Genomic DNA, 18,260 nt, shown 5'->3' on the forward strand with positions numbered 1-18,260 from the left:
TGTCCCGGGCCGGGCCCCCTCCGCGCGTCGGAGGTTTCCAGGGGCCCGACACGCGCTCGGCAAGTGACCGGCGCCGTGACGGCGCCCGGTCGTCGTGGTCCGCCGGTCAGGGAGCGGCGGGGTCCTCGGGCAGCGCGTTGAGGGCGTCGCGCAGCATGGCGCGGGAGGTGATGCCGAGCTTCGGGTAGATCTGGTAGAGGTGGGCGCCCACCGTGCGGTGGGAGATGAAGAGGCGTTCGGCGATCTGCTTGTTGGTCAGGCCGGAGGCGGCGAGATCGGCGATCTCCCGTTCCTGGGCGCTCAGTGCGCTGCCGTGCGCGGCGTCCGGGCGGCGCCTGCCCCAGCCGGTCGCCCGCAGTTCCTTCACCGCCCGCTCGGCCCACGGCCGGGCGCCCAGTTCCTCGAAGGCCGCCAGCGCGGCGCGCAGCGGGGCCCGCGACCCGGCGGTGGCCCGGGCCCTGCGCAGCCGCTCGCCGTAGGCGAGTTGGACGCGGGCGTGGTCGAAGCGCCACCGCTGCCCGCCGGGGGTGCCGAGCGCGAGGGCGAACAGGCGCAGCGCCTCCTCGTCGTCCTCGGCGCACAGCGCGGCGGACGCCTCCGTCAGCATGGCGTGCCGGGAGGAGACGGCGGCGAGGCCGGCCTCGCGCATCGCCCGCACGTGCGCGGCGGCCTCCTCGCGCCGGTTGCCGCGGACGGCCGCCTCGACCAGGTGGGCGGCCACCCACAGGGCGTGCGGGGCGTGCGAGGCGAGGGTGCCGGCGGGGCTGACGGCGCCGGCGTGCTCGTGGGCGAGCGCGTAGTCCCCGCGACCCAGGGCCGCGACGGCCGCGGCGTGGTGGGCGTAGTGCGCGGCGCAGGGCGCGCCGTGCGACGCGGCCCAGCCGATGATCCGCCCGGCCGTCGCCAGGCTCTCCTCCGCGTGCCCGCGGGCACCGAGGACGATGGCGCGGATGTAGAGGAAGTACCAGGCGAAGGCGCTGTACTCGTGGTCCTCGCAGGCCCCCAGCCCCTCGTCGGCGAGCTCGACGGCCTCGTCCCAGCGCCCGGTGAGGTAGTCGTCCAGGCAGAGGTGGATGAGGGAGGAGATGTACCGCCGGGCCGGGCCGCCGTCGCGCCCCGCGCGCACCACCTGCCAGGCCGCGTCGCGGACCTCGCCGAGGCGGTCGAGGTAGAGGGCTCCGGTGCCGACCCGGGTGATCCGCACCGGGTCGGGTTCCCCGGACAGCGACGCCATGAGCGCGTCGAGCTGCCCGTGCGCCGCCGCCCCGGTGCGGGCCGGATCGGAGAAGGTCAGTCCCAGGACGGCCAGCACGGCCGGCGGCTGCGGGGTGAGGCGCCCGACGGCCCGGTAGTAGAACTGCCACAGGTCGTGCCGGGCGCCGAAGAAGCAGACCACCGCCAGCACGTGCAGCGCGTCGACCAGCGCCTTGTCGTCGGCCCGGTAGCCGTGCGCCCCGGCCGCGGACTCGATGGCGCCGGTCAGCAGCCGGTGGGCCGCCGCCACGTCGCCGTCGCCGTTCAGCATGAGCATCGCGGACGCGGTGGCGGAGTGCAGCGACGCCTCGGGGGCGGCCCGGCGGGCGTCGTCCAGGAGCTTGCGGGCGCTGGACAGGGCCCCGGTGGACTCGGCGCCCAGGTAGGCGGCCTCGGCGAGGCGGCGGCTGCGGTTCGGGCCCGCGGGGGAGAGGGACGCCGAGCGGATCAGCGTGCGCATCGCCCCGGCGGCGTCCCCGCGGCGCAGGGTCAGGCCCGCGGCGTGCTCCAGCAGCGCCGCGACCTCCTCGTCCGGCTCCACCGTGGCCTCGCCCAGGTGCCAGGCGTGCCGCTCGGGCCGGTCGGCGAGCGCGTGGGCGAGCGCCCTGTGCGCGGCGCGCCGCTCGCTGCTCAGCGCCTGGGCCACCACGGCGGAGCGGATCAGCGGGTGCCGGAACCTCAGCCGCTGCCCGCCCTCCTCGATCTGCACCAGCCGCTCGCGTTCGACCGGTGCGAGGTCCTCCAGGCCGGACCCGCTCCCGGCACGGCGGGCCGCCGCCTGCAGCACGCCCAGGTCACCGGTCCCTTCGAGGGCCGCCAGCAGGAGCAGCCGCCGGGCGGCGGCGGGCAGGCCGGTGACCCGTGAGCCGAACAGCGTCTCCAGCCGGCTGCTGAGCGGCAGGACCGCGGGGGAGTCCGCGGCGGCGGGCCGCAGGGCGGCCGGCAGCTCCAGGAGCGCCAGCGGATTGCCGCCCGCCTCGGCCAGCAGCCGCCGGCGCGCGCCGCGGGCGAGGCCGGGGAACCTGCTGCCGAGCAGCCGCGCCGCCGACTCGTCGTCGAGCGGCGGGAGGTCGTAGCCGGGGAGGGCGTCGGCCCCCTTGGGGCGCGGCTCGCCGGTGCGCGCCGCCGCCACGAAGCTGACGCCCAGTCCGGCCACCCGCCGGGCGACGAAGCCGAGCACCGCCGTACTGGCGTGGTCGACCCAGGGGAGGTCGTCGACGACCACCAGCAGCGGCTTCCCGCCGGCCACCGTCTGCAGCAGCCGCAGCACGGCGTTGGAGACGAGCAGCTGCTCCGGCGCCCGGCCGCCGTCGAAGCCGAGCGCCACCCGCAGGGCGTCGCGCAGCGTGCTGTCGAGGTGTTCCAGGGCGCCCAGGAACGGGAAGAGGATCTGGTTCAGGCCGGAGTAGCCGCAGTCGGCCTCGAACTCCACACCCGCCGCCCTGAGCACCCGGACGCCGTCCGCCCGCGCGGAGGAGGCCAGCGCGTCCAGGACGGCGCTCTTGCCGACGCCGGCCTCCCCGGCCAGCAGCAGCGCACCGCCGCCGGCCCCGATCCGCAGCCGGTTGCGGATCAGCCGCAGGTCGTCGTCCCGGCCGATCAGCGGCTCCGCGGTACCGAGTGCGCCGGACGCGCGCCAGTCCTCCACAGCTGTCCCCTCCCCAGGGCCTGCCGCGCCGTCACCGTTCGGGGGTCGCCCTTCGATCGGGAAGGGGTGTGCCTCCGCGTGGCCGCGAACGCGCTGGCCACGACCAGTATGCCGGACGGGCATGCTGGACAGGATCTTGAGCCGGCGGGTGCGGGCCGTACCGTCCCGGCCGGTGCCGGGGCGCTCCGGGCGGCCTCGGTCCCGGTCGGCGCGAAGCCTTTCCCTCGAAGCTGATGTGTCGTCATGTGGACTTCTTCTCAAGGTGGTTCAGGCCAGCCGGGGTCCGGTTCGGGTCAGCTCCCGGCATCGCGGTTCGTGGGCCGCCGGACGGCGCGTACCGTCGAATAGCTGGTCGGCATCGCTTCCTCGTACCCCCCGTACCGGTCCTCCGCTGCGCGTCCTGCCCGCATCGTGTGAAACGCCGAGGTTGGGAGTCCTCTCGTGCCCGCTCTGCTGCACTACGAGATCGTCACGGATCCGACATCGCTCCACGTCTCCACCGACGGGGTCCCGTCGGTCGGGACGGTGTACGTGATCGCGTCCAACAGTCACCAGGCTTCGGTGAACTGGCAGTACATCGAGATCGAGATCCCGACCGGCAAGGACCCCGAGCACCTGACGGAGAATCCCGCCGCGATCAACGCGAGCATCAGCCAGACGGGCGGGCGGGTCTGGCGGGTGGCGCCGTCCGTCGTGCGGGAGGGCGACTCGCGGTTCCGGGCGAAGGACCCCTACGACGACTGGGTGGCCCTGCGCGGCGGCGAGGCCCTGGTCCTGAAGCTGGAGAACATCCCCGTCTCCCGCGCGGAGGGCCTGGTCAGGCTGAGCATCCACGAGCGGTCCTACGGCGGGGACGCCGTGGTGGCCGAACGGTCGGGCCACTACACCACGACCCTGGGCGTGACCAAGCAGACGTCGAAGGCGCCGCGCAACTTCCGCGCGGAGACCTCGCTGCTGGACGCGGACGCCGCGGCCCCCCTCGTCCTGCAGTGGGACGGACCCAACAACCTCGACTACTGGGTTCTCGACGCCGCGGGGAACGAGGTCCACCACGCTCCGGCGTCCCGGCAGGGCCCGGTGACGCAGGACAGCTACTCCCCGTTCCTCGACGCCCCGAAGCGGGGCACCACCTACACCCTGGTGGCCGCGGCGGCCGACGCCGGGCGGCCGCAGGCGGGCTACTTCCTCACCACCACCGTGCACGCCCTGGTCCCCGAGTTCGGGAGCGGCACGCGCACGCCGTGGATCGAGGGCGTGGCGGACAAGGGCCGTGTCCGCTTCTCCGCGGACGGCGTGGAGGTCCAGAAGGTCCAGGACGGCAACCACGTCCCGGGCAGGGTCGCGGCCGACAGCACCGACGTCCAGAGCGTGAAGACGGTGCTGGTGCGGGGTCGGGGCGAGGCCGACGGGTGGATCGACTTCCCGGCGAGCGGCATCAACGTCTTCCGCGGTCCGCAGCAGGAGGCGGGCAACGTCACCGCGAACCAGGCCGACGTGAGCAGCGTGAAGACCAAGTGGGTGCAGGGGCGGACCGACAGCGCCGGCTGGATCGACTTCCCGGACACCGGCATCGAGGTGTTCCACGGCCCGAACCGCGACCTGGGCACGGTGGACGCGGACACGGTGAAGTCGCGGCAGGTGCGGGGCCGGGGCGAGGCGGACGGCGGGATCGACTTCCCGGCGAGCGGCGTGAACGTCTTCCACGGCCCGCAGCAGGAGGCGGGCACCGTCACCGCCCACCGGGCCGACGTGACCGGCGTCAACACCGCGTGGGTGCAGGGCCGGGACGGCGGCGCCGGGTGGATCGAGTTCCCGCCCGCGGGCGTCAACGTGTTCCAGGGCGCCGGGAGCCGGCAGTGGGGGACCGTCGCGGCCGGCAAGGCGGACCTGGACGACCTGGTCACCGCCCGCGCGCTGGTGAAGGAGCGGCTGACCATCCAGGGCGGGCTGACGGTCGGTGACGTGCTGGAGACCCAGGAGGGCCCGTCCCGCCTGATCGTCCACGGCCGGCTGGAGGCGCAGGACGAGGTGCACGCCAACCGCGGCCTGGTGGTCGACGGCGACCTCACCGTCCACGGCGACGTCCGTCCGCTGCGGCACCTGGAGGTCGGCGGCACGGTCACCGCGAGCGACCTGACGGTCGGCGGCAAGCTGACGACCAGTGGCGGGTACGCCCTCACCGTCCACGGCGAGTCGGTCTTCGAGGAGAAGGTGAACGCCAACGAGAACCTGTCGGTCCGCAGCGGCGGCGAGTGGATCCTGCACGTCAGCGAGGAGAAGGTGTCGGTCCGGGACGCCTTCCGGGTCGGCGGGGAGTCGGCCTTCCACGGGAAGGTCAACGCCAACGACCACCTGTCGGTCCGCAGCAAGACCGCCGGGTGGATCCTGCACACCGCCGACGAGAAGGTGGCGATCCAGGCCGATCTGCGGGTCCACGGGAACCTGCACGCGGACAGCTGAGTCCGCCGTCACGCTTCGTGCTGAACCGGCGCCACTGCGTGAGAGACTGGCGCCGTCAGCGTGATCCGCGTGCAAGGAGAAGACATGGCCGAGCGCCAGAACGGCACCGTGAAGTGGTTCAACGACGAGAAGGGCTACGGCTTCATCACCCCGGAGTCCGGCCCTGACCTGTTCGTGCACTTCAGGGCGATCGAGGGGAGCGGCTTCAAGTCCCTCGCCGAGGGCCAGAAGGTGACGTTCGAGGCGGTCCAGGGTCAGAAGGGGATGCAGGCCGACAAGGTCCAGGTCGCCGGCTAGGCCGGGAGCAGCCGGGAGCGGGGTCCACGCGCACGCGTGGGCCCCGCGCGGTTTTCCGGGCGACTCGCCACCGACAGGCGTTTTTTCCTTGACAAATTTTTTTGTCGGTCGCACTCTGGAGACGTGCTGGACGTCGCTGTGATCGAAGAACCCGCCGCGGCCGAGGCGTCCCTGGACCCCATCCGGTCCCGGATCCTCGCCGCCCTGGCCGAGCCCGGCTCGGCCGCCATGCTGGCCGGGCGGCTGGGCCTGCCCCGGCAGAAGGTCAACTACCACCTGAAGGAGCTGGAGCGGCACGGACTGGTCGAACTCGCCGAGGAACGGCGCAAGGGCAACGTCACCGAACGGGTGTACCGGGCCACCGCCGCCTCCTACGTGATCTCGCCCGCCGTGCTGGCCGCCGTGAGCCCGGACCCGTCCCGCTCGCCCGACCAGCTCTCCGCCCGGTGGCTGCTGGCGCTGGGCTCCCGGCTGGTGCAGGAGGTGGGCACGCTGCTCACCGGCGCCGCCCGGGCCCGGCGGCGGGTCGCCACCTTCGGCATCGACGCGCAGGTGCGGTTCGCCTCCGCGGCCGACCGCACCGCCTTCGCCGACGAACTCGCCCAGGCGGTGGCCGTCCTGGTCAGCCGCTACCACGACGAGTCCGCGACCGGCGGCCGCACCCACCGGGTGGTCGTCGGGCTCCACCAGATCCCCGCCGCCCCCGCCCCCGCACCGGGCGACCCCGCCCCCGCCGTCGAACCAGGACCGGAGCACGCACGATGACCCACCCGTTCGAGATCGAGCTGGAGACCGTCCTGCCGGCGGGCCCGGACGAGGTCTGGGCGGCGATCGCCACCGGACCGGGCCTGGACTCCTGGTTCATGGGCCGCAACGAACTGGACCCGCGCGAGGGCGGCACCGCGACCATGGAGATCGGCGGCCACCGCGAGGACGCGGTGATCACCGCCTACGAGCCCGGCAAGCGTCTGGCCACCCGCACCGCCACCGCCGGGAACGGCCGCTTCATGGCCTTCGAGTACCTCATCGAGGGCCGCGAGGGCGCCGCCACCGTGCTCCGCGTCGTGCACAGCGGCCTGCTCGGCGACGACTGGGAGGACGAGTACGACGCGCTGCGCAGCGGCTGGCCGTTCCACCTGCACACGCTGCGCGAGTACCTCGTCCACTTCCCCGGCCGCACCGGTGCCCCGGTCTTCGCGGTCGCCCCGGTGCCCGGGCGGCCGGCGGAGGAGCTCCGCGCGGCACTGGCCCGCGCCCTCGCCCTGCCGCAGCCGCCCGGCGTCGGCGCGCGCGTGCACGTCGATCCCGCCGGACTGCCGACGCTGGACGGCGAGATGGTCTGGGCGGACGGCGAGCGCTTCGCCGTCCGTGCCGCCGACGGCCTCTACACCTTCCACCACGGCGCCGGACTGGTCCTGATGTTCCACCACCTCTTCGGCCCCCGGCCGGAGGGCGTCGAGGCCGCCTGGCAGCAGTGGCTGACCGGCGCCCTCGCCTGATCCACCGCTTGCCACCGTTCACCCTCACCGACCACCGCTCACCACCGCTCACCACCGCTCAGCGAGGAAACACCATGCGCACCCTGATCAGCACCGCGTTCATCTCCCTCGACGGCGTCGTCGAGGGCCCCGGCGGTGAACCCGGCTACCGCAACTCCGGCTGGACCTTCAAGGACATCGAGTTCGTCCCCGAGGCGTACGAGATCAAGGGACGGGAACAGGAGGAGGCCACCGCGGTGCTGCTCGGCCGGGTCAGCTACCAGGCCTTCAGCCCCGTGTGGCCGGACATGGCGGAGTTCGCCCGCTACAAGGAGCTGCCGAAGTACGTCGTCTCCACCACCCTCACCGAGGACGACCTGGTGGCGAACTGGGGCGAGACCACCATCCTGCGCTCGCTCGACGAGGTCGCCGCCCTGAAGGAGACCGAGGGCGGCCCCATCATCGTCCACGGCAGCGCGGCCCTCAACCGGGCGCTCTCCGACGCGGGCCTCGTCGACCGCTACCACCTGCTCGTCTACCCGCTGCTGCTGGGCGCCGGCAAGCGTCTGTTCAGCGGCACGGACAAGGACGCCCAGAAGCTGAAGCTGGTCGAGCACGCGGTCTACTCCAACGGCCTGCAGAAGCAGGTCTTCGACGTGGTCCGCTGACGCCGCGGGACTTCCCGGCTCACCTCCGGCCGAGATACCCCCCCGGCCCCGTTCCGGCGGGCCCGCCGGGGTGGCAGCATGCGGGGATGACTGATCATCAGAACATCGTCGTGCCGCTGGTGAATTACGACATGGCCGAGATCCTCGGCGACACCCCGGACGCGTTCGGGGTGGCCGGGCTGGGGTTCACCTGGCGGTCCAAGGAGCACCACGTCGGGATCCGCGCGGAACCGGACGGCCGGCTCGTCGCGCACGCCGGACTGGTCGTCCTGCCGCTGTCGGCGGGCGGGCGGCGCCTGGACGTCGTCGGGCTGGGCGGGGTGGCCGTTGCCGCCGAGCGGCGCGGGCAGGGCCTCGCCCGCGCGGTGGTGGACGGCGCGCTGGTCCGCGCCCGCGCCCTGGGGCCGCAGGTGGCGATCCTGTTCTGCCTCCCCGAGGTGGCCGGCCTCTACGCGCGCCTCGGCTGGCGCCCGGTGGAGGGGCCCGTCGAGGTCGAGCAGCCCGCCGGCCCGGTGGTGATGCCGCTGCGTTCGATGTGGTTCCCGTTGCACGAGGGCGCGCAATGGCCGGAGGGCGCCGTGCGGCTGCACTCCCTGCCGATGTGAGCGCGGGCGCCATGTGCGGCGACGGGGCGTGACGGGCAGGATGGGCGCCCGGTGGGGCGCGCGAACGGACGGGTTGTCGGTGCCGCGTGCGATGCTGGACCCGTGGTGTTCGATTTTGAGGCCGAGCTCTGGATCTGGGACGCCCGGCGCGCCGACAGCTGGACCTTCGTCAGCCTGCCCGTCGAGGCGTCCGAGGAGATCCGCGACGTGGCCGCCGGGCCGCGCCGCGGCTTCGGCTCGCTGCGGGTGCGGGTCACCCTCGGTGGCAGCACCTGGCAGACGTCGATCTTCCCGGACAGCACCCGCGGCTGCTACGTGCTGCCCGTCAAGCGCGCCGTCCGCACGGCCGAGGACCTCGAACCGGGCGACCTCGCCGCCGTCACCGTCGAGCTCCTCGACCTCTGAGCGGATCCCTGGACCTAAGGGGCCCCTGGACGGACGGGCCCCTGGACGGACGGGCCCGCTACAGCTCCCGCTGGTACCGGTACGTCTCGTGGGTCGGCCGGTAGCCCAGGGACTCGTTGACCCTGCGCATCGGGGAGTTGTCCTCGGCGGTGTCGGTCACCAGGCCGGCCAGCAGCGGGTGACGGCCGCGCGCCCGGCGGATCGCCTCGGCCTTCATCCGCCGTGCGAGCCCGTGGCCGCGGTGCGCGGGCAGGACGGCGGTGCCGTAGTGCAGACCGTCGCCGAGCCCGTCCGCCGGGACGACCAGCTCGGTGAACCCGGCGACCGCGCCGTCGGCGGTGCTGACGGCCGCCACCGTGTGCAGGTGCTCGCCGCGCTCCGCGACGGCCCGGGCCGCCGCCCGCAGCCGCTCGACGTCCCAGGTCATCCTGCCGTAGTCGACCTCGCCCATCGGCATGTCGTCCATCGCCCGGCGCGAGGCCGCGTACGAGGCGGCGAGGTCGTCGGGGACGGTGCCGTCCCACGCCACCAGCCGGTACTCCGCGCCGGCCCCGCCCTCCGCGCCGGCCCCCTTCGCGAGGGCCCGCTCCCCGCCGGCCGCGTCCGCGCCCGCCGCCGTCAGGTCCAGCCGTGTGTGCCGCAGCGTCAGCGCCCGGCGGAACCCGCGCGCCGTCAGGAACGCCTCGCCCGCCGTCCCGTCCCCGGCCGGTGCCACCACGGCCCGCCGTCCCTCGGCGCGCGCCGTCGCCAGCGCGGCCTCCACCAACCGCGAGCCCACGCCTCGGCGCCGCTCCGCCGGGTGCACCCGCACCGCCAGGTCGGCCAGGTGCGCCTGCCCGGGGTCGGTGGACAGCCGCAAGGAAGCGGTCCCGACCGGGTTCCCCTCCTCGTCCTGCGCGAGCCAGACGAGCCGTCGGCTGTAGGCGTTGCGAGCCGGATCGGTCAGCGGGGTGACGCGGATCGACAAGTTCTCTCCAGGTGAGGCGGGCCGGGGGTACAGCTAGCTGTACCCCCGTTGGGCAGCTACCCGCAATGGCCGAAGGCCCGCGAAACGGAAGAGTCGACGCCGAAGGAACCACGCGATCGAGCGGACCGGAAGGCGGACGACATGCGGGTACAGGCAGGGCAGGCACCGGCAGGGAAGGTACGGGCAGAGCGGGTAGGGGCGGAGCGGGAACAGCGGGCGCCGTGGAAGGCGGAGGCGGCGGTGTTCCTCGCCGTCGCCTTCCCCGCCGCCGGCGCCCTGGGCGCGCTCCAGCCGGCGACCGGGATCCCGGACGAGATCGTCCAGCTCACCCAGTTCGGCCCGGCCGCCGGGGTGCTGGTGGCGGCGCTGGTGTGGCAGGAGCGGATCCGGGGGCGGCTGGCCGGGACGGGAATCGGCAGGCGGGCCGCCCGGGACGACACCGCGTGGGCGGGCCCGGGCCGCTCCGGGCGGCTGCTGCTGCTCACCGCGCCGCTCATCATCCTGCTGGCCGCCGGGACCTACGGGCTGCTGGACGGCGACGCGCGGCTGACCGACCCCCGCTCCCTCGCCCACCCGTTCACGCTGATCGTGCTGGCCCAGCTGGTCGGGGCCTGCGGCGAGGAGATCGGCTGGCGGTGCTACCTCCAGCCGCTGCTGCGCACCCGCTTCGGGCCGGTCACCTCCTCGGTGGCGGTGGGCCTGCTCTGGGGCGCCTGGCACGTGCAGGTGTTCGCGCAGCGGCCCGCGTACGCGGGCGGCTTCCTGCTCGCCACGGTGGCGATGTCGGTCGTGCTCGGGCTGGGCCTGGAGGGCGTGCGGGCGAACCGGCTGCTGCTCGCCGGCGGCTTCCACACCCTGGTGAACCTGGGGATGCTGCTGACGATGGACGAGGAGGACGGCACGGTGCTGCCCATGGTGCTGTTCGGCGCCGCGTGCCTGGTGGCGGCGGTGCCGTGGGTGCTGCGGGCCCGGCGGCACGGTGCGGCGGACAGGGCGGCGGACAGCGCGGCGGACGGGACGGCGTGCTCGATGGCGGGCCCGGCGGCGGACGGCACCAGGCCGTACCGGGGCGAGGCGCTGTCGGTCGCGCCGGATAGGATCCCGGCGGCGCGGCACGGGGCGCGCTGAGGTGACGGAGCGACGGGCGGACATGGCGGCGGGGCGGGGCGGGGCGGCAGAGGCCGGCGCGGGGGCGGTGCCCACGGCGCGCGCCCAGGTGCGCGCGCTGGCCCGCTGCCAGCTGCTCTCGCTGTACTCCCTCGCGGTGAGCGCGGTCGGCGCGCTGGTGACGGTGACGCTGATGCTGCTCCCGATCGGGGTGGGCCGGCTGCTGCTGCCGGGCGCGGCGACGGCGCTGCGCCGGCTGTCCGACCGCTACCGCTCCTGGACGGAGCGCTGGACGGGCACCAGGATCAGCCCGCCCGAGCCCCTGCCGCCCGCCGAGGGCCCGCGCGGCCGGCGGGCCGTGGGCATCCTCGGTGACGACGGCTTCTGGCGGGACCTCAGGTGGTCGTGGCTGGAGCCCTGGACCGGCGGGCTGCTGGCCGCGGTGCCGCTCGGGCTCGTCGAGTTCGGGCTGTTCGGCGCGGTCGTCCAGCCCTTCGTCTGGCCGTGGCTCGGCCCCAGCAACTGGTACGCCTTCGTGCTCGTCGACTCCACCCCCTCGATGCTCGCCGCCGCCGTGCTCGGCCTGCTCTTCACCGGGGCGGGCCTGCGGCTGGCGCCCGCCGCGCTGGAACTGCACGCCCGCTGGAGCTCCCGGGCGCTCTCCGCGCCGTACAGCACCGAGCTGGAGCGGCGGATCGAGCACCTGACCGACACCCGCGCCGAGGCGCTGGACGAGCGGGCGGACGAACTGCGGCGCATCGAGCGGGACCTGCATGACGGCGCGCAGGCCCGGCTGGTCGCCGTCGGCATGGCGCTGGACGAGGCGACCCGGCTGCTGGACACCGACCCGGGCGGCGCCCGGGCCCTCCTGACCGAGGTGCGGGCCGGCTCGGCGCGGGCCCTGCAGGACCTCCGCGACCTGGTCCACGGCATCCACCCGCCGATCCTCACCGACCGCGGCCTCGGCGACGCCGTCCGCTCCCTCGCCCTGGACAGCTTCCTCGACGTGCACGTCTCGGCCGAGCTGCCGGGGCGCCTCCCGGTCCCGGTCGAGACCGCCGGCTACTTCGCCGTCGCCGAACTGCTCGCCAACGCGGCCAAGCACTCCGGCGGCCGCGAGGTGACGGTCCGCCTGACTCACGCGGACGGCACCCTGCGCGCGGTCGTCGAGGACGACGGCCACGGCGGCGCCCGGCTCGACCGGGGCACCGGCCTGCGCGGTGTGGTGCGCAGGCTGAGTACCGTCGACGGAACCCTCGCCCTGCACAGCCCGCCGGGCGGCCCGACCACCGTGACCCTGGAGATACCGTGCGAGATCCGCTGCGAGAACCCCTGCGCGTCGTCCTCGCCGAAGACCTCTTCCTCCTCCGGGACGGGTTGATCCGCACGCTCCAGGAGCACGGCTGCGAGGTGGTCGCCGCCGTCGACAACGGGCCGGCCCTGCTGCGCGCGCTGCGCGAGCAGGAGCCGGACGTCGCTGTGGTCGACATCCGGCTGCCGCCGAGCTTCACCGACGAGGGGCTGCGCGCCACCCTGGAGGCGCGCCGGACGCGGCCCGCGCTGCCGGTGCTGATCCTCTCCCAGTACGTCGACCAGCTCTACGCGCAGGAGCTGCTGGCCGGCGGCCAGGGCGCGATCGGCTACCTGCTGAAGGACCGGGTCACCCACACCGCCCAGTTCGTGGACGCGGTGCGGACCGTCGCGGGCGGCGGCACCGTGATGGACCCGCAGGTCATCGCCAAGCTGCTGGCCCGCAGCGACGCCCGGGGCAATACCGCCGAGCTCACCCCGCGCGAGCACGAGGTGCTGCGGCTGATGGCCGAGGGCCGTTCCAACGCCGCGATCATGCACACCCTGCACATCGGGGAGAGCGCCGTCGCCAAGCACACCGCGAGCATCTTCGCCAAGCTCCGCATCGAGGCCTCCGCCGACGACAACCGCCGCGTCCTCGCGGTCCTCGCCTACCTCAAGCGGTGACGCTCCATCAGTTCGCCCACGTCGCTTGACCTCACATCGATGTGAAGGTTGAGGATGGCGCCATGACCGACGATCAGAACGTATCAGCGAAGAACATCCCCACCGCCGTCCCCACCGCAGTCCCCGCCGCCGTCCCCGTGGCCGTGCTCGGCCTCGGCCTGATGGGGCGGGCCCTGGCCGCGGCGTTCCTGCGAGCGGGGCACCCCACCACGGTGTGGAACCGCACGCCCGGCAAGGACGCCGGACTCGCCGACGGGGGAGCCCGCCCCGCCGCCTCGCCCGAGGAGGCGGTGGCCGCCGCCGAGCTGGTGGTGCTCTGCGTCTCCGACCACGCCGCCGTCCGCGAACTGCTCGACCGCCTCGACGCCGCCGGCCCGGGCCTGCTGTCCGGCCGCGTCCTGGTCGACCTGACCTCCGGCACCGCCGCGTCGGCCCGGGCGAACGCCGAACGGGTGGCCGCCACGGGCGGCGGGTACCTGGACGGCGTGATCCTGGCCGTGCCGCCGGCCATCGGCACGCCCGAGGCCGTGGTGCTCTACGGCGGCGCCCACGCCGACTTCGAGCGGTACGCGCAGGTGCTGCGCCGCCTCGCCCCGGACGGCACCACGCACCTGGGCGAGGACCACGGCCTGCCCGCGCTGCACGACTCCGCCGTGCTCGCCCTGATGTGGAGCGTCCTGAACGGCTTCCTGCACGGCGCCGCACTGCTGGGCGCGGCGGGCGTGGACGCCAAGGCCTTCGCCCCGCTCGCCGCCCGCTCGACCGTCACGGTGGCCGGCTGGCTGGCCGGGTACGCCGACCAGATCGACGCCGGTGCCTACCCGGCCGAGGACGCCGCCCTGGGCACCCACATCGCGGCCATGGACCACCTCGCCGAGGAGAGCGCGGCCCTCGGCGTGAGCACCGAACTCCCGGCGTTCATCCGGGCGCTGGCGGGCCGGGCGCTGGCCGCCGGGCGGGGCGGCGAGAGCTACGCCGCGCTGGTCGAGCAGTTCCGCGGTCCTGCGCCCTCCGCCGGACCGGGCGGCGGAGAATGACCGCCATGACAACCGACTTCGACCCCCGCACGCTGCTCGCCGAGAGCCGCCTCGGCGTGCTGGCCACGATCAAGTCCGACGGGCGGCCCCAGCTCTCGCCCGTGATGCCGTACTACGACCGGGACGCCGAGCGGCTCTACGTGTCGATGGCAGAGGGCCGCGCCAAGGTGGCCAACCTGCGCCGCGACCCGCGCGCCGCCCTGGAGGTGACCCGCGCCGACGGCCGCGCCTGGGCCACCGCCGAGGGTGCGGTCACCCTGCTCGGTCCGTCCGCCGACCCGGCGGGGCCGGACGTCGAGGCGCTGGTCGACTACTACCGGCGCGCCGCCGGCGAGCACCCGGACTGGGACGAGTACCGCGCCGCCATGGTCGCCGAGCGGCGTGTCCTGATGGTCCTCGCCGTCGACCACGTCTACGGCGCCCGGCTCGGCTGACACCCCCCAGGACGCCCCCCGGGGGGTGCGTCACACCCGAACCCCGGCGGCGCCCGCCGTCCGCAGTCCGCCGTCCCCGCCCGCCGGGGGCGCCGGTCAGACGCGGGCGTCGGCCGGGGAGACCGGTCGGTGCATGGTGGTGACGGCCCCGAAGCCCAGGAGTGGGCGCAGGTACGGCGTCCGCGTGGTGCGGACGGCGGTGAAGCCGCGCCGCTCGTAGAGTGCGCGGGCCCGCGGGTTGACGTCGATGACGTCGAGGCGGACGCGGTGGCAGCCGTGCTCGGCGGCGACCGCCGCGACCTCGGCGAGCAGTCGCCCGCCGATGCCCAGGCCGCGGTGCCCGGCGTCCACCGCGATGCCGTCCATCACCAGCTCGCCCGGCTCGGGGCCGCGACCGAAGAGGGCGAGGACGGCCAGCCGGGGCAGGCCGCGGAACGCGCCGTAGGCGGCGAGCACGTCCCCGACCTCGCCGCCGGTCAGGCCGCGGCCGCCGAGCTGGTAGCCCGCCACACCGACCACCTCCCCGCCGTGCTCGGCCACGATGCCGCGGTCGTGGTGGAGGTGCTCGGCGATGAACGCCTGCCCGGCCTCGGGCGGGCCGAGCGCCGGGCCGAGCTTGCGGCCGAAGGCCTCCCAGTACAGCGCGGCGACCCGTGCCTCCGCTCCGGCCGGTACCGCGCGCAGCAGCGTCGGACCGCCGTTCCCGTCCGTGCTTCCCATCGTGGTGCGCCCCTCTCGTCCGAACTTGCGCGATCGAGCATATAACGTTCATTCTCGAAGCGAGAGTTTCCATAGCGATAGTTTCTGGAGGGGATTCCATGGAGCGGACCCGACCCGCGACGACCACGACCACCGCCACGACCACCACCGCCGACCCGGACCGGGGGAGGGCCGGTCCGGCACGGCTCGCGGACGTCGACGCCCTGCGCGGCTTCGCGCTGTTCGGCATCCTGACCGTCAACATCACCTACCTCGCCTCCGCCTACCACGGCACCGGCGTCGACGAGCCGGGCCTCGGTTCGGCGCTCGACACCGGCGTACGGGCCGTGGTGGCGCTGCTGTTCGAGGCCAAGTTCTTCCTGCTGTTCTCGTTCCTCTTCGGCTACAGCTTCACCCTGCAGCTCGACTCCGCCGAACGCCGCGGCGCCCGCTTCACCCCGCGCTTCCTGCGCCGCCTGGCGGGCCTGTTCGTGCTCGGGGTGCTGCACGCCGTGCTGCTCTTCCCCGGCGACATCCTCACCACCTACGCGGTGCTCGGGCTGATCCTGCTCGCGCTGCACCGGATCCGGCCGCGCACCGCGGTGCGCACGGCCGTCGTGCTGTTCGCGGTGACCTCCACCGCCTACCTGCTGCTCGCACTGGCCCTGCGCGGCGCCGACGGCGGGGACCCGGCGGCCGTCGCGGCCGATGCGCAGCGGGCCACCGAGGCCCTGCGCGGCGGCTTCGGGTCGGTGGTCGGGGCGCACCTCGACCAGCTGCCGAGCGTGGTGTTCCTGCTGGTGTTCTTCCAGGCCCCGGCGGCCCTCGCGGCCTTCCTGCTCGGACTGGCGGCCGGCCGGCACCGGGCGCTGAGCGACCTCGCCCGGCACGAGCGGACGCTGCGCCGGCTGCAGGCGGTGGGCTTCCCGCTGGGACTGCTCGGCGCGGGCGTCTACACCTGGTCGGCGCTCGCCCACCCCGGTGTCTCCGCGCAGGTGTTCGCGCTCGGGGTGGACGTGATCACCGCGCCGGTGCTGGCCGCCGCGTACGCGGCCACCGTGCTGCGGATCGCCCGGGGGCGGCACGGCCGGCGGTTGGTGGCGGTACTGGCGCCGCCCGGGCGGATGACGCTGACCAACTACCTGACGCAGTCGCTGGTCTGCGTGCTCGTGTTCACCGGTGTGGGGGCCGGGCTGGTCGGGCGGGTGGCGCCGGCGGGGGTGGCGCTGATCGGCGTCGCGCTGTTCGCGGTGCAGGCGGTGTGCTGCCGCCGATGGCTGGCCCGGCACCCGTACGGGCCGGTGGAGTGGCTGCTGCGCGCGCTCACCACGCTGTCCCGGCCGCGCTGGCGCGGCGCGGCGGACGGTGTCGCGGACGGCGCGGCGGCGGGGGCCGGCCGGGCGGCGCCGCCCGGCCCCCGCGAACCGCTCAGCTGAAGTCCAGCGAGCCCGTCCGGGTCCGCTTGAGCTCGAAGAACGCCGGGTTCCCGGCCAGCAGCCGCACGCCGTCGAAGACCCGGACGGCCTCCTCGCCGCGCGGGATCGCGTTGAGCACCGGCCCGAAGAACGCGGTGCCGTCGACGTGGATGGTCGGGGTGCCGACCTCCTCGCCGACCGGGTCCATGCCGGCGTGGTGGCTGCGGCGCAGCGCCTCGTCCCAGGCGGTGGTGTGCGCGGCCTCCGCCAGCTCCTCCGGGAGGCCGGTCTCGGCCAGTGCCTCCCGGACGAGCTTGTCGTCGGCCTCCCGGTCCTGGACGTGCAGCCGGGTGCCGAGCGCGGTGTAGAGGTCGCGCAGCACCTCGACGCCGTGCTGCTCGGCGGCGGCGACGCAGACCCGGACCGGGCCCCAGCCGGTGGAGAGCAGCCGCCGGTAGCGCTCGGGCAGGTCCTCGCGGCCCTCGTTGAGCACGGACAGGCTCATCACCCGGAAGGTGAGGTCGAGCTCCCGGTGCTTCTCGACCTCCAGGATCCAGCGGGAGGTGATCCAGGCGAAGGGGCAGACGGGATCGAAGTAGAAGTCCACGGTGTTGGTCACCCGGCCGAGCGTAGGAGTCCGGAGGACCGCCGGGAAGGGCCGGTCCGGAACGGAATTCCTGGGCCACTTGCCGGATCGGTCCGTCCGGCGCGCGCTGGGGGCGCTCACGACGCGCCCGGGCGTCAAAACCACCCGGATCGGTGACGCTCCGTCAGCGCCCCTGGTGGGCGGCCTCCCTCTCGCCGATGAATCGCTTCCGCCATTCGAGTGAATTCATGGCTTCCAATGTTTTCGATCATGGGCGACTATGCTGCCGCCCGGTCAGGCCCTCGCGAAGCCCTCGCGATGGGCGGTGAGGGACGAGGGCGGGAGCCGAGAAGATGATGGGACCGGCGCATTCGTTGTCCGGCGCGGCGGCGTGGCTGGGCGTGGGGGCGATCGCGGAGGCCATGGGCGAACCGATGCCCTGGCCGGTGCTGCTGACGGGGGCGCTGATCTGCGCGGGCGCCGCGCTGGCGCCGGACCTCGACCACAAGGCGGCGACCATATCCCGGGCGTTCGGCCCGGTGTCGCGGATCCTCTGCGAGGTGATCGACAACCTCTCCTACGCCGTCTACAAGGCGACCCGCAGCCGGCACGACCCGCGCCGCTCCGGCGGCCACCGCACCCTGACCCACACCTGGCTCTGGGCGGTGCTCTGCGGCGCCGGCGCCTCGGCCGTCACCGTGTACGGCGGGCGCTGGGGCGTGCTGGTGGTGCTCTTCGTGCACATGGTGCTGGCGATCGACGGTCTGCTCTGGCGTCAGGCCCGGGGCTCCAGCGACGTGCTGGTCTGGCTGCTCGGCGCAGCCTCCACCTGGCTGATCACCGGCGTGCTGGACAAGCCGGGCAACGGTGCGCTCTGGCTGTTCGACCAGCCGGGGCAGGAGTACCTGTGGATCGGCCTGCCGATCACCCTCGGCGCGCTGGTGCACTGCCTGGGCGACGCGCTGACCGTCTCGGGCTGCCCGGTGCTCTGGCCGATCCCGATCGGGCGCAAGCGCTGGTACCCGCTGGGCCCGCCGAAGGGCATGCGCTTCCGGGCCGGCAGCTGGGTGGAGCTGAAGGTGCTGATGCCGGTGTTCATGGGCGCCGGCGGACTGTGCGCGGTGGGGGCGCTCGGCTACTTCAGCTGAGCGGGCCGCCGTGCGGTGGCGCCGTGCGCCCGGCCGTCGTCGAGGACGCCAAGGTGCTCGCGACGGAGGTGCCGA

The 18,260-nt window shown here is 74.7% G+C and carries 18 protein-coding genes; 14 read left to right on the plus strand and 4 right to left on the minus strand.

Annotation, left to right across the window (positions count from 1 at the left end):
• Positions 1 to 106: 106 nt before the first annotated feature.
• Entirely contained in the window at positions 107 to 2,902 is a 2,796-nt protein-coding gene (locus ABZW10_RS36835) for a LuxR family transcriptional regulator (RefSeq protein WP_355375461.1), read from the minus strand.
• 441 nt (positions 2,903 to 3,343) lie between these two features.
• On the opposite strand from ABZW10_RS36835, the gene ABZW10_RS36840 reads away from it, so the two are divergent.
• The 7 genes from ABZW10_RS36840 (at position 3,344) to ABZW10_RS36870 (ending at position 8,815) form a co-directional block, all read left to right on the plus strand.
• Positions 3,344 to 5,362, plus strand: coding sequence for a hypothetical protein (locus ABZW10_RS36840; RefSeq protein ID WP_355375463.1), 2,019 nt, complete (start codon positions 3,344 to 3,346; stop codon positions 5,360 to 5,362).
• An 84-nt stretch (positions 5,363 to 5,446) separates the two neighbouring features.
• On the plus strand, positions 5,447 to 5,659 hold the full coding sequence (locus ABZW10_RS36845) for a cold-shock protein (protein WP_355375466.1): 213 nt from the start codon (positions 5,447 to 5,449) through the stop codon (positions 5,657 to 5,659).
• Positions 5,660 to 5,782: 123 nt separating this feature from the next.
• On the plus strand, positions 5,783 to 6,424 hold the full coding sequence (locus ABZW10_RS36850) for a helix-turn-helix domain-containing protein (RefSeq protein WP_355375469.1): 642 nt from the start codon (positions 5,783 to 5,785) through the stop codon (positions 6,422 to 6,424).
• A complete protein-coding gene (locus ABZW10_RS36855; protein ID WP_355375472.1) occupies positions 6,421 to 7,158 on the plus strand; it encodes an SRPBCC domain-containing protein in 738 nt (245 codons plus the stop codon). Before ABZW10_RS36850 ends, ABZW10_RS36855 begins: the two co-directional genes overlap by 4 nt.
• A 74-nt stretch (positions 7,159 to 7,232) precedes the next feature.
• The gene (locus ABZW10_RS36860; protein WP_355375474.1) at positions 7,233 to 7,805 is read left to right on the plus strand and encodes a dihydrofolate reductase family protein; all 573 of its coding nucleotides are present in this window, start codon (positions 7,233 to 7,235) and stop codon (positions 7,803 to 7,805) included.
• Between the two features lie 86 nt (positions 7,806 to 7,891).
• Positions 7,892 to 8,410, plus strand: a complete 519-nt coding sequence (locus ABZW10_RS36865) for a GNAT family N-acetyltransferase (protein ID WP_355375477.1) — start codon at positions 7,892 to 7,894, stop codon at positions 8,408 to 8,410.
• Positions 8,411 to 8,512: 102 nt separating this feature from the next.
• The gene (locus tag ABZW10_RS36870) at positions 8,513 to 8,815 is read left to right on the plus strand and encodes a DUF1905 domain-containing protein (protein ID WP_355375480.1); all 303 of its coding nucleotides are present in this window, start codon (positions 8,513 to 8,515) and stop codon (positions 8,813 to 8,815) included.
• A gap of 58 nt (positions 8,816 to 8,873) precedes the next feature.
• On the opposite strand, the gene ABZW10_RS36875 is transcribed toward ABZW10_RS36870, so the two are convergent.
• Positions 8,874 to 9,782 carry a GNAT family N-acetyltransferase gene (locus tag ABZW10_RS36875; RefSeq protein ID WP_355375482.1) on the minus strand — a complete coding sequence of 303 codons (909 nt, stop codon included), beginning with the start codon at positions 9,780 to 9,782 and terminating at the stop codon, positions 8,874 to 8,876.
• Positions 9,783 to 10,022: 240 nt separating this feature from the next.
• Here ABZW10_RS36875 and ABZW10_RS36880 point away from each other — a divergent pair, with 240 nt between their 5' ends.
• From ABZW10_RS36880 to ABZW10_RS36900, 5 genes are all read left to right on the plus strand, one after another.
• Positions 10,023 to 10,910: a type II CAAX endopeptidase family protein gene (locus ABZW10_RS36880; RefSeq protein WP_355375485.1), complete on the plus strand. Its 888-nt coding sequence runs from the start codon at positions 10,023 to 10,025 to the stop codon at positions 10,908 to 10,910.
• A gap of 1 nt (position 10,911) precedes the next feature.
• Positions 10,912 to 12,270: a histidine kinase gene (locus ABZW10_RS36885; protein ID WP_355375488.1), complete on the plus strand. Its 1,359-nt coding sequence runs from the start codon at positions 10,912 to 10,914 to the stop codon at positions 12,268 to 12,270.
• A complete protein-coding gene (locus ABZW10_RS36890) occupies positions 12,222 to 12,866 on the plus strand; it encodes a response regulator transcription factor (RefSeq protein WP_355375509.1) in 645 nt (214 codons plus the stop codon). Before ABZW10_RS36885 ends, ABZW10_RS36890 begins: the two co-directional genes overlap by 49 nt.
• A gap of 62 nt (positions 12,867 to 12,928) precedes the next feature.
• Positions 12,929 to 13,903, plus strand: coding sequence for an NAD(P)-binding domain-containing protein (locus ABZW10_RS36895; RefSeq protein ID WP_355375491.1), 975 nt, complete (start codon positions 12,929 to 12,931; stop codon positions 13,901 to 13,903).
• A gap of 5 nt (positions 13,904 to 13,908) precedes the next feature.
• The gene (locus tag ABZW10_RS36900) at positions 13,909 to 14,337 is read left to right on the plus strand and encodes a PPOX class F420-dependent oxidoreductase (protein ID WP_355375494.1); all 429 of its coding nucleotides are present in this window, start codon (positions 13,909 to 13,911) and stop codon (positions 14,335 to 14,337) included.
• Positions 14,338 to 14,433: 96 nt separating this feature from the next.
• Here the strand turns inward: ABZW10_RS36900 and ABZW10_RS36905 are convergent, their stop codons facing one another.
• A complete protein-coding gene (locus ABZW10_RS36905; protein ID WP_355375497.1) occupies positions 14,434 to 15,057 on the minus strand; it encodes a GNAT family N-acetyltransferase in 624 nt (207 codons plus the stop codon).
• Positions 15,058 to 15,155: 98 nt separating this feature from the next.
• Here ABZW10_RS36905 and ABZW10_RS36910 point away from each other — a divergent pair, with 98 nt between their 5' ends.
• On the plus strand, positions 15,156 to 16,472 hold the full coding sequence (locus ABZW10_RS36910) for a DUF418 domain-containing protein (RefSeq protein ID WP_355375500.1): 1,317 nt from the start codon (positions 15,156 to 15,158) through the stop codon (positions 16,470 to 16,472).
• On the opposite strand, the gene ABZW10_RS36915 is transcribed toward ABZW10_RS36910, so the two are convergent.
• Positions 16,465 to 17,070, minus strand: coding sequence for a disulfide bond formation protein DsbA (locus ABZW10_RS36915; RefSeq protein ID WP_355375503.1), 606 nt, complete (start codon positions 17,068 to 17,070; stop codon positions 16,465 to 16,467). The two genes, ABZW10_RS36910 and ABZW10_RS36915, sit on opposite strands and share 8 nt — an antisense overlap.
• A gap of 320 nt (positions 17,071 to 17,390) precedes the next feature.
• On the opposite strand from ABZW10_RS36915, the gene ABZW10_RS36920 reads away from it, so the two are divergent.
• A complete protein-coding gene (locus ABZW10_RS36920; RefSeq protein WP_355375506.1) occupies positions 17,391 to 18,185 on the plus strand; it encodes a metal-dependent hydrolase in 795 nt (264 codons plus the stop codon).
• Positions 18,186 to 18,260: the final 75 nt, after the last annotated feature.

It is taken from the genome of Kitasatospora sp. NPDC004723 (assembly GCF_040609255.1).
GTDB lineage: Bacteria > Actinomycetota > Actinomycetes > Streptomycetales > Streptomycetaceae > Kitasatospora.

What these genes read in the sequence shown, in the direction of transcription:
- ABZW10_RS36895 (WP_355375491.1), top strand. Translation starts at nt 12,929, where the DNA reads ATGACCGACGATCAGAACGTATCAGCGAAGAACATCCCCACCGCCGTC.
- ABZW10_RS36900 (WP_355375494.1), top strand. Translation starts at nt 13,909, where the DNA reads ATGACAACCGACTTCGACCCCCGCACGCTGCTCGCCGAGAGCCGCCTC.
- ABZW10_RS36865 (WP_355375477.1), top strand. Translation starts at nt 7,892, where the DNA reads ATGACTGATCATCAGAACATCGTCGTGCCGCTGGTGAATTACGACATG.
- ABZW10_RS36910 (WP_355375500.1), top strand. Translation starts at nt 15,156, where the DNA reads ATGGAGCGGACCCGACCCGCGACGACCACGACCACCGCCACGACCACC.
- ABZW10_RS36860 (WP_355375474.1), top strand. Translation starts at nt 7,233, where the DNA reads ATGCGCACCCTGATCAGCACCGCGTTCATCTCCCTCGACGGCGTCGTC.
- ABZW10_RS36905 (WP_355375497.1), bottom strand. Translation starts at nt 15,057, where the DNA reads ATGGGAAGCACGGACGGGAACGGCGGTCCGACGCTGCTGCGCGCGGTA.
- ABZW10_RS36920 (WP_355375506.1), top strand. Translation starts at nt 17,391, where the DNA reads ATGATGGGACCGGCGCATTCGTTGTCCGGCGCGGCGGCGTGGCTGGGC.
- ABZW10_RS36845 (WP_355375466.1), top strand. Translation starts at nt 5,447, where the DNA reads ATGGCCGAGCGCCAGAACGGCACCGTGAAGTGGTTCAACGACGAGAAG.
- ABZW10_RS36855 (WP_355375472.1), top strand. Translation starts at nt 6,421, where the DNA reads ATGACCCACCCGTTCGAGATCGAGCTGGAGACCGTCCTGCCGGCGGGC.